This is a genomic window from Vibrio sp. 2134-1, assembly GCF_033339495.1.
Genome location: NZ_JAWOUS010000011.1, coordinates 29,128 through 43,044, shown reverse-complemented (window position 1 = coordinate 43,044; position 13,917 = coordinate 29,128). Strand labels below are relative to the sequence as shown.

The window sequence follows — 13,917 nt, the reverse complement described above, 5'->3', positions numbered from 1 at the left end:
CTCTTACAACACGGATAAAAAAGCTACGGCACTTCCAGTATGCAACGTCCACTCTTTCCTTATTTTTTGACGCAAACAATGCACACAGTTGCACTAATTTTTGTAATAAATTATCTAAGCGGGTTCTAAATTACAATTTTTAATACGCCATTCTGTGTACCATACAGCTCTTGCGTACTCAAGACGATATCTAGATCACACATGGAAAAGCAAACGATTACATTGTGAAAACAATTTACGAACGGATTCACTACACCGCCGATTTTTTAGCCTAATGTATAACAAATATGTGAATGCAAAATGAAAGTTACAACGAATATTTTTTACATAAAAAATACATCAGCGACTACGAAATATTGATGCTGGGATCTTCTTGCGTCAGCAAAACTCAGTCAAAGCAGCAAAGATCTATACGAACAACACAGTGGCCTTTACGCAAAAACAAAACGCAAAAAAGGCAGCGATATCGCTGCCTTTTTACATTACTTAGATCGTACGTTTTTATGCTTTCGCTTTTTTACGCTTATCAGTGACTTCCCACTTACCGTCAACAAAGAGCGCTGTCCAACCAGATGGTTTGCCATTCTCTTCCGAACGAACGTAGTTCTCTTTTGTTTTGCGACTAAAGCGTACGACTGCAGGACGACCATCAGGATCTTCTTGCGGTGCGGTCGCTAGGTATTTGAACTTCTCAGGTAAACGCTCTTCAAAACGTGCCAGTTCAGCAACCAAAGGAGCACGTGTCTCGCGCGATTTCGGGAAGTTGCTTGCCGCCATAAATAGACCTGAAGCACCATCACGAAGTACGAAATACGCATCTGAGTTTTCACATGGCAACTCGGGGAAATGAACAGGATCTTCTTTCGGGGGCGCGACTTCGCCATTCTTCAAGATCTTACGAGTGTTCTTACACGTTTCGCTCGTACAATCCATGTATTTACCAAAGCGACCGTTCTTAAGCACCATATCAGAGCCACATTTGTCACATTCAACAACTGGACCATCGTAGCCTTTTACTTTGAACTCGCCGTATTCAACAAGGTAGCCTTCACAATTCGGGTTATTACCACAAACATGCATCTTACGCTTGTCATCAATCAGGTATGCGTCCATCGCTGTTTCACAGATCGGACAACGCTTTTTAGCGCGCAGAGCTGCGGTTTCAACGTCTTCTTCTAGAACGTTAATAATACCTTCTTCGTCACCCAAGTTGATGGTTGTCTTACAACGCTCTTTTGGTGGTAACGCGTAACCTGAACAGCCTAAGAACACACCTGTCGAAGCAGTACGGATGCCCATTGGACGGCTACACGTCGGACACTCGATATCCGTCATGACGATGTGGTTTAACTTCATACCGCCTTCTGACTCATCCAGCTCCGCTTTTTCAAGATCGCCAGTAAAATCAGCAAAGAAGTTGTCTAACACAGCTTTCCAGTTCACTTCACCTTCAGCGATTTGGTCCAATTTCTGTTCCATACGCGCAGTAAAGTCGTAGTTCATCAAATCGTTAAAGCTGTCATCAAGGCGGTCAGTAACAATTTCACCCATTTTTTCAGCGTAGAAACGGCGCTGATCAACTTTCACGTAGCCACGATCTTGAATCGTAGAAATGATCGATGCGTAAGTCGACGGACGACCAATACCTCGTTTCTCCAGCTCTTTAACCAGTGCTGCTTCAGTGTAGCGCGCAGGTGGCTTTGTAAAGTGCTGTTTAGGGTCAAGTGACTCTAAGCTTAGCTTATCGCCAAGTTGTACCGCAGGAAGGATTGTATCCTCGTTTTTGCCCATTGGACGCTGTACACGAGTCCAGCCGTCAAATTTAAGGATACGGCCTTTCGCTTTAAGCGTGTATTCTGCCGCTTTTACACTGATGGTTGTTGAATCGTATTCTGCTGGCGTCATTTGACACGCTACAAACTGATTCCAAATCAAAGCATAAAGTTTGTGCGCATCAGCATCGACACCTTGCAGGTCTTCCGCCTTAACACCCACATTTGAAGGGCGGATCGCTTCGTGCGCTTCCTGTGCCCCTTCTTTGCTACCGTACGTCAATGGTTTCGCTGGCAGGTACTTATCACCAAACTCAGAACCAATAAAGTCACGTACAGCGTCCACAGCCTCGGCACTTAGGTTAGTCGAGTCCGTACGCATATAAGTGATGTAACCGGCCTCATAGAGGCGCTGAGCTAGCATCATGGTCTTTTTCACGCCGTAGCCCAGACGTGTACTTGCTGCCTGTTGAAGCGTAGAGGTGATGTAAGGTGCTGAAGGCTTGCTCTTTGTAGGGCGGTCTTCACGCTTACATACTTCGTAACTTGCATTCTCAAGTACAGACATCGCTGCTTTGGTTTCTGCCTCATTAACTGGCTTAAACGCAGAACCGTCTTTCTGAGCAACAAGCAGTTTAAAGTCCACTTTGTCTTTCGTTTTCGTATTCGCATGAATGTCCCAGAATTCTTCTGGTACAAACGCGTTAATCTCACGCTCACGCTCAACTAACAATTTCACCGCAACAGACTGCACTCGACCAGCAGATAAGCCACGAGCCACTTTTTTCCAAAGTAGAGGTGAAACCATAAAACCAACGACACGGTCCATGAAGCGACGTGCTTGTTGGGCATTTACACCATCCATGTTCAGCTCGCCAGGTGTCTGGAAAGCTTGTTGGATCGCGTTTTTCGTAATTTCGTTAAAAACTACACGTTTGTATCGCTCTTCATCGCCACCGATGATCTCACGAAGGTGCCATGCGATTGCTTCCCCTTCGCGGTCCAAATCGGTTGCGAGATAAACGCAATCTGCGTCTTTGGCGAGTTTTTGTAGTTCGTTGACAACTTTTTCTTTGCCTGGAAGGATTTGGTAATTCGCTTCCCAGTCATGATATGGGTTAATCCCCATCTTTTTGATCAACGCTTTACGGTCTTTCTCTTTTTTAACGCGCGCTTTCTCTTCCGGACTCATCCCTTTAGTTGAGATGGCTGCGGCTTTTTTCTCACCAGTGCTTTGACCGGCCGTAGGCAGATCACGCACATGACCAACACTAGACTTAACAATAAAGTCTTTACCAAGGTACTTATTTATCGTCTTTGCCTTGGCTGGTGACTCTACTATAACGAGTGATTTACCCATAACTGACTCTAACGTCCTTCATAATAATGCGGGTAGAAACCTTGTTTAAAGGCCACCCGCATAATGTTCTATTTCATTGCTTCTTTTTTTACTATTGTGCGAGATGAAAAGAAGATCAACTGCTTTTTTGAAATTCAGATCCGATTGGTTGACAATTCATCGTCTTTATACTTCAAAGAGACAGGGTTCTGAAAGGTATTGAGCGGCATATCTAAACAGGCAAACTTAGCATCCGCTAATCCAATGCAATAAATTTTGTTACCCATCACAAAATAGTTTGGTTCAATGCTCTGCCATCTTCCTCCGCATCATGCTTATACTCTAAAAATTGATCTGTTTAGTCTTACTGAACGATTGACTGAATTAATCATGCAAACCCATTTTAGTTGTAGGTATACTCAGCGTTCTTAACTGAATAGGATGGTAGAAAGAATATGTCTGATAGAACGTTTATCGAAGAGTTCGACCTTCTTTTGATCGCTAACCAAATCATCCAAGAGCACGATGATTACATCGAGGGAATGCGAGCAACAAGTGTAGAAGAAAAAGAAGGTGTTTTAGTTTTTAAAGGTGAATACTTCCTTGATGACAAAGGTTTACCAACTTCAAATACGACTGCAGTATTCAATATGTTCAAATACTTAGCGCATCACCTTTCTAAGGAATTTACGCTGGTTAAATAGTATTGGGAAACAAAAAAGCCAGAGTGTTATTCACTCTGGCTTTCCTGTTTCAGGTCAGAATATTTAGCAGCTTAAAGCCTTAAGTTTGTCGAAGTAGTCAGGGAACGTTTTCGACGTACACTTTGGATCGTTAATCGTCACAGGCGTATCACTAAGTGCCACCAGCGAAAAACACATCGCCATTCGATGATCATCGTAAGTATCAATCGCAGCATGCTTTAACTGAGAGACAGGTTTGACGATGATGTAGTCTTCCCCTTCTTCCACTTCCGCACCAACTTTACGTAACTCAGTCGCCATAGCTGACAAACGGTCTGTTTCTTTTACACGCCAGTTATAAACGTTACGAATAGCGGTAGTGCCTTCGGCAAATAACGCTGTTGTCGCGATGGTCATTGCAGCATCAGGGATATGGTTGTAATCCATATCAATGCCTTTTAATTGACCAACACGTGAAATTACGTAGTCATCACCCCATTCAATTTCTGCACCCATTTTTTCAAGCGCATCAGCAAATTGAATATCACCTTGAATGCTGTTTTTACCGATACCCGTGACTTTAACTTCTCCGCCTTTGATGGCTGCCGCCGCCAAGAAGTAAGAAGCAGAAGACGCGTCACCTTCAACCAAGAAATCACCTGGAGCGATGTATTGCTGACCGGCTGGGATCACAAACTCTTGATAGTCGTTGTTGATCACATCGACTCCAAACTGCTTCATGATATGCAGGGTGATATCGATATAAGGCTTAGAAACCAAATCGCCTTCGATGTTGATGCGAATTTCACCTTCAGCCAATGGCGCAGACATTAAGAAAGCGGTCAAGAACTGACTTGAAATGGACCCATCGATAGAAACTGTACCTGCTTTTAGGCCAGTACCAATTATTTTGAGAGGCGGAAAGTTCTCGTTTTCCATGTACTCAACGTTCGCACCAGCATCTTTCAGTGCCGTGACAAGGTGACCAATTGGACGCTCTTTCATACGAGGTTCGCCCGTCAGTACATACTCCCCTTCTCCAAGACAAAGAGCCGCAGCTAATGGTCGCATCGCAGTGCCAGCATTGCCGAGAAATAATTCTACTGGTTCTGAGACAGAAAACGGACGCCCAAGGCCTTCAACGAGACATTCTGTTTTATCTTCGGAAAGTTGGTATTGAACGCCTAGTTTAGTCAGCGCATTCAGCATATGACGAATATCATCACTGTCGAGGAGATTAGTAAGGCGAGTTCTGCCTTTAGCAAGAGCAGCAAGTAAAAGAGCTCGATTAGAAACGCTTTTAGAGCCAGGAAGGTTCACTTCCCCTTGAATTTTATTGATAGGTTGTAACGTTAGGCTTTCCATTAAAAGTTGATAATCCTTTGTGCCCTCAACATACGATTTTTTATGAGGGCTAAACAATTCTTCGTGAATTCAGACTACCCAAAAAAACACGACAAAACCAGAGTAAATCGGCGCTAATTTATGAATATCCTCAAGCAGCCTAAAGATACAGAATTAAAGGCATTGCCAGCGATGTAAATAAGAGCGAAAGAAGCACGGCGAAACAGCAAACTATTTCGACTTGATTTGACAATAAGCCAGCCCGACTGTACATGCCTGATTAAGCTTCGTTAGGCTAAAACAACCTAGGGTTAATAAGTGATATCAACCCTGACTCCATCATCAAAATATAAAATACGAACTTCATCCCCTCGACTAAATAACATATTTTTATCAACATCTTGGATGACATTAATTAGCTTATCACCCTTCACTTTGATGAGTAGCTCAACTAACTTATATTCAACCGTGTATTGGTAATTACTTTGGTTTTGAGCAACTGCGGCACCTGCAAGCGCACCCACTGCCGTCGCGACTTCTCTTCCCGTACCGCCACCAAATTGATTACCGACTAAACCACCGATAGTGGCACCAAGTAGTGTCTTCCAACCGTTACTTTTCGATTGAACAACCTCTTGTTGAGTAATATAACGGACAGAGTCAATCTTCCCGTAAACTACTTCATTAACTGGCTTGGCAACATTTCTTTCATAGGCTGCGTTGGCGACAAGTGGTAAAAACAGTATGATCCCAAGCCATACTTTTACGATATTTCTTAACCAGGTCATCATAAACTCCTCTGACTCCAATGTTGGTAACGACTTCTTATGGCTATTTATTTAACTGAACTCGATGAAACGTTCAACTTTCCCTCACCCTATAAAGCACTCAGCGACCCCAATGGTTTGCTGGCTTTTGGTGGTGACTTAAACCCCATGAGAATCCTCAATGGTTACTATCAAGGCATTTTCCCTTGGTATGGTCCTGGTGAACCTATTTTATGGTGGAGCCCTTCTCCGCGCGCTGTGTTTGACCCATTGCAGTTTAAGCCATCTAAAAGTCTCAAAAAATTTCAGCGTAAACATAACTATAAAGTAACACTCAATTTCGCGACAGAAGAAGTGATTAGACTATGTTCTTCAACACGCCCTGCAGAGGAAACATGGCTCAACGAGGAAATGCAAGCTTCCTACATTGAGTTAGCCAAACTTGGTCACTGTCACTCTGTAGAAGTATGGCATGACAACAACCTGATTGGCGGACTATATGGCATTTGCGTGGGCCAACTTTTTTGCGGAGAGTCGATGTTTAGTCTAAAAGATAACGCATCCAAAATTGCATTGTGGTACTTATGCAACCATTTGGCGTCAAAGCAAGGTCAATTAATCGATTGCCAAGTTATGAATTCTCACTTGGCATCACTTGGCGCATTTGAACTTGAGCGTGACGAATTTATGCAAAAACTACTATCTTTAAGAGAAAAGCAAACACTATTTGATGCCTATCAGCCCCAAGTTTTGCAGGATTCAGTATGAGTACGGATATACAACATATTCGAATAGGGTTGACGAATAATCACCCTTGTAGTTATTTGCCTGAACGGCAAGAGCGGGTTGCGGTGGCACTTGATGAAAGGCTGCATACTGAAGAAAATTACCAGTTGCTCATGGCTAACGGTTTTCGTCGTAGCGGAGATACCATATATAAACCGCATTGCGAGCATTGCACCGCTTGCCAGCCAATTCGAGTATCGATTCCAGACGTTAGATTATCAAAAAGTCAGAAGAGGCTGCTTAATAAAGCACAGTCTTTACGCTGGGAAATGAACCCTGAAATGGATGAGGAATGGTTTGAGCTTTACAGTCGGTACATCTGCAAACGGCATAAAAACGGCACTATGTACCCACCAAAGCGTGATGAGTTTGCTCGATTTGCTCAAACGAGCTGGCTGACAACGTCGTTTTTACACATTTACGATGAATCAGATCAATTGCTCGCCATTGCAGTGACAGATTTGATGCCACAATGCTCGAGTGCTTTTTATACTTTTTTTGACCCTGACTACGAGTTATCTCTTGGCACGTTAGCAGTGCTTTATCAAATTAAATACTGCCAAGAAAACAAACAACAGTGGCTATATTTGGGATATCAGATTGATGAGTGCCCAGCAATGAGCTACAAAACACGCTTTCAACGCCACCAAAGGCTAGTAAATCAGCGTTGGCGAGGGTAGAATACGCCTCAACTTTACATAATTACTATTTAGCGGCAGAATATAGCCCGCTAATATTGCCTAATTTCTAAAGAGGATTAAATGGCTAAAGAAGACGTAATCGAGATGCAAGGCACAGTCCTTGACACTCTACCAAACACTATGTTCCGTGTTGAACTTGAAAACGGTCACGTTGTGACTGCTCACATCTCTGGCAAGATGCGTAAGAACTACATCCGTATCCTAACGGGTGACAAAGTAACTGTAGAGATGACTCCATACGACCTGTCAAAAGGCCGCATCGTCTTCCGCGCTCGTTAATCTCTGATTTTCGGATGCAATAAAAAACGGAGCAAGCTGCTCCGTTTTTTATTGCATAATTTTTCCGATTTAGTTCAGATAAAAAAGCGCACGATCTTCTCGTGCGCTTTTGCGTTTGTTACCGACTAACGATTAATGCATCGCTGTCTCTTTCTCACTTAAGTATTCAAACTCAAGCGTATCGTTGACCAGCGTTACTTTCACTGTACCGCCGTCAACTAAAGATCCAAACAACAGTTCGTTAGCCAAAGGCTTCTTAAGCTGTTCTTGGATAACACGCCCCATTGGGCGAGCCCCCATAGCTTTGTCATAACCTTTATGTGCTAACCAATGGCGAGCGTCTTGCGATACTTCCATTGAAACGCCTCTCGCATCAAGTTGCACTTGCAGTTCGACAATGAACTTATCAACCACTTGATGGATAACGCTTTCATCAAGGCTGTTAAACCAGATGATGTTATCAAGACGGTTACGGAACTCAGGAGTAAACACCTTCTTAATTTCCGCCATTGCATCATGACTGTTGTCTTGTTGAATCAAACCAATTGATTTCTTCTCGGTTTCCGCCACTCCTGCGTTAGTTGTCATAACAAGAATGACATTACGGAAGTCTGCTTTGCGACCATTGTTGTCCGTTAGCGTACCGTTATCCATGACTTGCAACAGCAGGTTAAAGATATCAGGGTGCGCTTTTTCAATCTCATCAAGTAATACGACTGAATGTGGGTGCTTAATAACAGCATCAGTTAGCAAACCACCTTGGTCATAACCGACATAACCAGGAGGCGCACCAATTAAGCGACTTACGGAGTGACGCTCACCATACTCAGACATATCAAAACGAAGTAGCTCGATACCTAGAAGCTTAGATAACTGCACCGTCACCTCTGTTTTACCAACCCCTGTTGGGCCTGCAAACAAGAATGAACCAACAGGTTTGTTGTCTACACCTAAACCTGCACGTGTCAGCTTGATCGCCTCGGATAATGCATCAATCGCATTATCTTGACCGAATACCAACATCTTCATTTTGCTATCTAAGTTTTTCAAAATGTCTTTATCTGAAGAAGAAACCGACTTCTCTGGAATTCGCGCCATTTTGGCAACCATTGATTCGATATCAGCCACTCCGACCGTTTTTTTACGACGGCTTGCAGGAGCAAGACGACTACGAGCACCAGCTTCATCAATGACATCAATGGCCTTATCTGGTAGATGGCGTTCATTAATGTATTTAGCCGACAGTTCTACCGCGGCACGCAGTGCTTTATTGGTATAACGTACTTCATGGTGAGCTTCGTACTTCGGCTTCAAGCCCATCAAGATTTTAGTTGTATCATCCAATGAAGGCTCTACAACGTCTATCTTTTGGAAACGGCGAGACAACGCACGCTCTTTCTCGAAAATGTTGCTGTATTCTTGGTATGTCGTCGAACCAATACAACGCAACTTACCGCTACTTAAAAGAGGCTTAATAAGATTTGCTGCATCGACTTGACCACCAGATGCCGCGCCTGCACCGATGATGGTATGTATTTCATCGATGAACAAAATGGCATCTTCTTCTTTTTCAAGTTGTTTCAAAATCGCCTTGAAGCGTTTTTCAAAATCACCGCGGTATTTGGTACCAGCGAGCAAAGAGCCAATATCTAGTGAATAAATCACGCTGTTTTGAATAACCTCAGGGACCTGCCCTTCGACAATTCTCCATGCAAGACCTTCCGCTATGGCTGTTTTACCAACCCCTGCCTCACCCACTAGTAGTGGATTATTCTTGCGGCGTCGACAAAGTACCTGAATAGTGCGCTCTAACTCTTTATCACGTCCAATGAGTGGGTCGATGTTTCCATCTTTAGCGACTTGATTAAGATTCGTCGCAAAGCTTTCTAAGCGTTCTTCAGAATTAGGCTCTTCAACACTTTCTGAGCTAAACGAGTCTGATGATGAATCCTCACCTGCACCTGATGCTTTAGTAATACCGTGGGAGATGAAGTTAACAATATCTAATCGGGAGATGTCATTTTTCTTCAGAAGGTAAGCGGCATGCGACTCTTGCTCACTGAAGATAGCAACAAGCACGTTGGCGCCTGTTACTTCATTACGACCAGACGACTGTACATGAAAGACGGCGCGTTGTAGTACACGTTGAAAACTCAAAGTCGGCTGCGTTTCACGCGTCTCATCACTATCTGGGATAAGAGGCGTAGTTTGATCGATGAAAATATCGAGTTCGTTGCGTAAAGCGTCAAGATCCGCCTTACAAGCTAGAAGGGCTTCCTTAGCTGCATCATTTTCCAACAATGCAAGTAGGAGGTGTTCGACAGTCATAAACTCGTGGCGTTTATCTCGCGCCCGAGCAAATGCACCGTTAAGGCTTGACTCTAGTTCTTTATTTAGCATAAGTACCTCCCGAAAAAACAACTGGGGTTGTTCGAGCAAGTCTTCTTTGTTTACGCTTGCTCCATAGTGCAAAGTAGCGGATGTTCATTTTCCCTTGCGTACATCGTAACTTGCGCTACTTTTGTCTCGGCAATTTCTGCGCTGTATGTGCCGCAGATTGCCTTTCCTTCATAGTGGACCTGAAGCATGATTTGAGTTGCTTTATCAATATCATGTGAGAAAAATCGCTCAAGCACCTCTATGACGAAATCCATAGGTGTATAGTCATCATTATTGAGTACGACATTGTACAGCTTAGGTGGCTGGACTTTCGTACTTTCTCGCTCCAGAAGATCAGAGTCCGGAGTGACCCATTCAAAATTTTTACTCATGGCAATCTAAAGATATCGTATCAAAGGGTTGATGTTTTCGACCTATAAAAACAATCTACCACAAGCATGCAGCGCGGTGTAGTGAGTTATGGCACCGAATTCGATCTTTGATCGATAAAAGTTGCTACCTAATATAGAGACTAATGCACGTCTTGATACGGCGCAAATAAAAGATGCTTGTCGATAAGTTACACATTTTTTCTTATAAAAGAACTTTCTATTTATTGCTTTCGGACTATTGCAAACCGCCCCATCATCTTCTACCTGGATCACACTTCCTCATTGAGAATACGGTAATTATCACGAAAACTTCATTTTTTATTCAGTCAGAGGATTCTTCTACCATAAGCAACACGGACAGTATGGCTTTTTCAGTATGAACCACTTCATAGGCAAATTGACTAAACTTCTGCGTATATACGAAAAACTGTTTGCAAATTTGTTAATCTCAAAAGTGATTTGTTTTCAATTATGTTTCTGTTTGTTGCTCACTGCTATTGACTGTCGAAATTCATTGACTACAGTGGAAAGTGTCGATGCATAAATCATCATTTTGAAACCTCTCTTCTTTAAGTGGTTTGATGAATGTGACTTATCATTGATTTGACGTTTGTTGGCATTCGCTGACAATGGTAGTACCAAGTTAAAGGTATAACTTGGTTGCAGTAACAACATCAGTAAAAAATGCATGAGGGATGTAAAGCATGGCTACAGGTACAGTAAAGTGGTTTAACAATGCCAAAGGATTTGGGTTTATTTGTTCAGATGAAGAAGAGGGAGATATCTTTGCCCACTACTCAACTATCCAGATGGACGGTTATCGTACACTGAAAGCAGGCCAACAAGTCTCTTACGAGATTGAAAAAGGTCCCAAAGGCTGTCACGCGAGTAGCGTCGTGCCTCTTGAAGGCCAAGCCAAATAATTAGAGCGCTGTCGAAATATAAAAATATTGCTCTCGAAACGTCAAGTTGATGTTTTGAAGAGAAAAATAAACCCGCCAAGATAGCGGGTTTCTTACTATTTAGAGCACGTGTTACAAAAGGAACACTTACAACGCACTTACAGGATAGGAAACACGCCGAAAACGACGTGTTTTTTAACACTAACTTACTTGTTAATGATTGCGTTAAAGGTTTCGCTTGGACGCATCAATTTAGAAACCAATGCATCGTCTAGTAAGTAGTAACCTCCTAGCTCACCTTTCACGCCTTGCGCATTATTTAGCTCAGCAACGATCGTTTCTTCCTGCTCTGACAGCGCTTTTGCAATTGGTGCAAATTCAGCAGCAAGATCCGCATCATCCGTTTGCTCTGAAAGCGCTTTCGCCCAGTAAAGTGCAAGATAGAAGTGGCTTCCACGGTTATCTAGCTCACCCACTTTGCGTGACGGAGATTTGTTGGTGTCTAAAAACTCACCGGTCGCTTTATCTAGTGTATCTGCGAGAACCTGAGCCTTAGGATTGTTTGTCACTACACTTAAATGCTCTAACGAAGCTGCAAGCGCTAGGAACTCGCCCAAAGAATCCCAACGAAGGTGATTCTCTTTTTCTACTTGTTGAACGTGCTTAGGAGCAGAACCACCAGCGCCTGTTTCAAATAGACCACCACCATTCATCAATGGAACAATAGATAGCATCTTAGCAGACGTACCTAACTCTAGAATTGGGAACAAGTCTGTTAGGTAGTCACGAAGAACATTACCTGTAACAGAGATAGTATCTAGGCCCGCTTTCATACGCTCTAGTGAGTACTTACAAGCTTCAACAGGAGATAGGATCTTAATCTCTAGACCGTCAGTATCGTGATCTGGTAGGTAGGCGTTTACTTTCTTGATGAGCTCAGCATCGTGCGCGCGGTTTTCATCTAGCCAGAATACAGCTGGAACACCTGTTGCACGTGCGCGAGTCACTGCTAGTTTAACCCAATCTTGGATTGGTGCGTCTTTAACCTGACACATACGGAAGATATCACCTTCTTCAACCGCTTGCTCTAACAGTACGTTACCTGAAGCATCAACAACGCGAACAGTACCCGCAGCGTCTAGAATGAATGTCTTGTCGTGAGAACCATACTCTTCAGCTTTCTGAGCCATTAGACCAACGTTAGGTACGCTACCCATAGTGGTTGGATCAAATGCGCCGTGCTCTTTACAGAAATCAATAACCGCTTGGTAAATACCTGCGTAGCTACGATCTGGAATCATCGCTTTGGTGTCTTTTTGTTTACCATCTGGTCCCCACATTTGACCCGAAGAGCGAAGCATTGCTGGCATAGAAGCATCTACAATAATGTCACTTGGTACATGTAAGTTTGTGATACCACGATCAGAGTCAACCATCGCAAGTTCTGGTTGAGTTTGGTAAACCGCTTGAATGGCCGCTTCAATTTCTGCTTTTTGCGCTTCAGGTAGAGACTCAATTTTTGAGTAAACATCACCGATGCCATTGTTTACATCAACGCCTAGCTCTTCAAACAGCTTACCGTACTTATCGAAAACGTCTTTGTAGTAAACTTTTACGGCATGGCCGAAAATGACAGGGTCAGAAACTTTCATCATCGTCGCTTTCATATGAAGAGACAGCAGCACGTCTTGCGCTTTCGCTTCAGCAATCTCTTTCTCGAAAAATTCAACCAACGCCTTCTTCTTCATTACTGAAGTATCAATGACTTCTTTATCTAGTAATGGGAACGCAGACTTAAGCTCTTTAACTGTACCATCATTACCGACAAACTCGATTTTGACCTCTGTTGCACCAGAGATAGTTGTAGACTTTTCGCTACCAAAGAAGTCATTGTCTGACATGCTCGCAACATGAGACTTAGATTCTGCTGACCATGCACCCATTGAGTGTGGGTTTTTCTTCGCGTAGTTCTTAACCGAAGTCGGAGCACGACGGTCTGAGTTACCTTCACGAAGTACTGGGTTAACCGCACTACCTTTGATTTTGTCGTAAGCCGCTTTAATCGCTTTCTCTTCGTACGTGCTCGGCTCTTCTGGGTAGTTTGGTAAATCGTAACCTTTCGCCTGAAGCTCTTTAATCGCCGCTTTAAGCTGAGGAACTGAAGCTGAAATGTTAGGTAGCTTGATGATATTTGCTTCTGGAGTTTGAGCTAGTTCACCAAGCTCAGTCAACGCATCGCCAATGCGCTGTTCTTCTTTTAGATGCTCTGGGAAGTTAGCGATAATTCGACCTGCTAGTGAAATATCACGAGTATCTACATTGATGCCAGACGATGCTGTGAATGATTGAATGATTGGTAGTAATGAATAAGTTGCTAGCGCCGGCGCTTCATCAGTGATGGTGTAGATAATTGTAGGTTTTTCTGTAGGCATGAAATTTCCCTATTTTTTAATCAACTTGTTGGCTGATCAACTCAGCGTCTGAGTTGGTTTAATTGACGCATTGCTGCACGTTAGCAGTACATGTCTCCTCACTAACGCCACATGCGGTTCGCACTCTTTGTTGTAGTTTGA

The 13,917-nt window shown here is 43.2% G+C and carries 11 protein-coding genes; 5 read left to right on the top strand and 6 right to left on the bottom strand.

Features of this window, described 5'->3' with window-relative positions; all coding sequences use genetic code 11:
* Nucleotides 1-501: 501 nt before the first annotated feature.
* Nucleotides 502-3,132: a type I DNA topoisomerase gene (gene topA / locus R7R78_RS13555; RefSeq protein WP_225473790.1), complete on the bottom strand. Its 2,631-nt coding sequence runs from the start codon at nucleotides 3,130-3,132 to the stop codon at nucleotides 502-504.
* 434 nt (nucleotides 3,133-3,566) lie between these two features.
* Between topA and R7R78_RS13550 the strand changes: the two genes are divergently transcribed.
* A complete protein-coding gene (locus tag R7R78_RS13550) occupies nucleotides 3,567-3,815 on the top strand; it encodes a YciN family protein (protein ID WP_005387884.1) in 249 nt (82 codons plus the stop codon).
* 63 nt (nucleotides 3,816-3,878) lie between these two features.
* Here the strand turns inward: R7R78_RS13550 and aroA are convergent, their stop codons facing one another.
* On the bottom strand, nucleotides 3,879-5,159 hold the full coding sequence (gene aroA, locus R7R78_RS13545) for a 3-phosphoshikimate 1-carboxyvinyltransferase (RefSeq protein ID WP_005387883.1): 1,281 nt from the start codon (nucleotides 5,157-5,159) through the stop codon (nucleotides 3,879-3,881).
* Nucleotides 5,160-5,449: 290 nt separating this feature from the next.
* Nucleotides 5,450-5,926, bottom strand: a complete 477-nt coding sequence (locus R7R78_RS13540; protein ID WP_005378348.1) for a glycine zipper 2TM domain-containing protein — start codon at nucleotides 5,924-5,926, stop codon at nucleotides 5,450-5,452.
* A gap of 39 nt (nucleotides 5,927-5,965) precedes the next feature.
* Here R7R78_RS13540 and aat point away from each other — a divergent pair, with 39 nt between their 5' ends.
* From aat to infA, 3 genes are all read left to right on the top strand, one after another.
* Complete coding sequence (gene aat / locus R7R78_RS13535) at nucleotides 5,966-6,673, top strand: leucyl/phenylalanyl-tRNA--protein transferase (RefSeq protein ID WP_005387881.1); 708 nt, start codon at nucleotides 5,966-5,968, stop codon at nucleotides 6,671-6,673.
* Nucleotides 6,670-7,371: an arginyltransferase gene (locus tag R7R78_RS13530; protein ID WP_225473788.1), complete on the top strand. Its 702-nt coding sequence runs from the start codon at nucleotides 6,670-6,672 to the stop codon at nucleotides 7,369-7,371. Before aat ends, R7R78_RS13530 begins: the two co-directional genes overlap by 4 nt.
* 81 nt (nucleotides 7,372-7,452) lie before the next feature.
* The gene (gene infA / locus R7R78_RS13525; protein WP_001040192.1) at nucleotides 7,453-7,671 is read left to right on the top strand and encodes a translation initiation factor IF-1; all 219 of its coding nucleotides are present in this window, start codon (nucleotides 7,453-7,455) and stop codon (nucleotides 7,669-7,671) included.
* Between the two features lie 132 nt (nucleotides 7,672-7,803).
* On the opposite strand, the gene clpA is transcribed toward infA, so the two are convergent.
* Together clpA and clpS are read right to left on the bottom strand one after the other, a co-directional pair.
* Complete coding sequence (gene clpA / locus R7R78_RS13520) at nucleotides 7,804-10,071, bottom strand: ATP-dependent Clp protease ATP-binding subunit ClpA (RefSeq protein WP_005387879.1); 2,268 nt, start codon at nucleotides 10,069-10,071, stop codon at nucleotides 7,804-7,806.
* Between the two features lie 50 nt (nucleotides 10,072-10,121).
* Entirely contained in the window at nucleotides 10,122-10,442 is a 321-nt protein-coding gene (gene clpS, locus R7R78_RS13515; RefSeq protein ID WP_005378419.1) for an ATP-dependent Clp protease adapter ClpS, read from the bottom strand.
* A 704-nt stretch (nucleotides 10,443-11,146) separates the two neighbouring features.
* On the opposite strand from clpS, the gene cspD reads away from it, so the two are divergent.
* A complete protein-coding gene (gene cspD / locus R7R78_RS13510; protein ID WP_005378407.1) occupies nucleotides 11,147-11,365 on the top strand; it encodes a cold shock domain-containing protein CspD in 219 nt (72 codons plus the stop codon).
* A gap of 185 nt (nucleotides 11,366-11,550) precedes the next feature.
* Here the strand turns inward: cspD and R7R78_RS13505 are convergent, their stop codons facing one another.
* The gene (locus R7R78_RS13505; protein ID WP_225473787.1) at nucleotides 11,551-13,776 is read right to left on the bottom strand and encodes an NADP-dependent isocitrate dehydrogenase; all 2,226 of its coding nucleotides are present in this window, start codon (nucleotides 13,774-13,776) and stop codon (nucleotides 11,551-11,553) included.
* Nucleotides 13,777-13,917 lie beyond the last annotated feature (141 nt).

Coding starts and splice junctions, on each gene's coding strand:
- topA (WP_225473790.1), bottom strand. CDS start 3,132: ATGGGTAAATCACTCGTTATAGTAGAGTCACCAGCCAAGGCAAAGACG.
- R7R78_RS13550 (WP_005387884.1), top strand. CDS start 3,567: ATGTCTGATAGAACGTTTATCGAAGAGTTCGACCTTCTTTTGATCGCT.
- aroA (WP_005387883.1), bottom strand. CDS start 5,159: ATGGAAAGCCTAACGTTACAACCTATCAATAAAATTCAAGGGGAAGTG.
- R7R78_RS13540 (WP_005378348.1), bottom strand. CDS start 5,926: ATGACCTGGTTAAGAAATATCGTAAAAGTATGGCTTGGGATCATACTG.
- aat (WP_005387881.1), top strand. CDS start 5,966: ATGGCTATTTATTTAACTGAACTCGATGAAACGTTCAACTTTCCCTCA.
- R7R78_RS13530 (WP_225473788.1), top strand. CDS start 6,670: ATGAGTACGGATATACAACATATTCGAATAGGGTTGACGAATAATCAC.
- infA (WP_001040192.1), top strand. CDS start 7,453: ATGGCTAAAGAAGACGTAATCGAGATGCAAGGCACAGTCCTTGACACT.
- clpA (WP_005387879.1), bottom strand. CDS start 10,071: ATGCTAAATAAAGAACTAGAGTCAAGCCTTAACGGTGCATTTGCTCGG.
- clpS (WP_005378419.1), bottom strand. CDS start 10,442: ATGAGTAAAAATTTTGAATGGGTCACTCCGGACTCTGATCTTCTGGAG.
- cspD (WP_005378407.1), top strand. CDS start 11,147: ATGGCTACAGGTACAGTAAAGTGGTTTAACAATGCCAAAGGATTTGGG.
- R7R78_RS13505 (WP_225473787.1), bottom strand. CDS start 13,776: ATGCCTACAGAAAAACCTACAATTATCTACACCATCACTGATGAAGCG.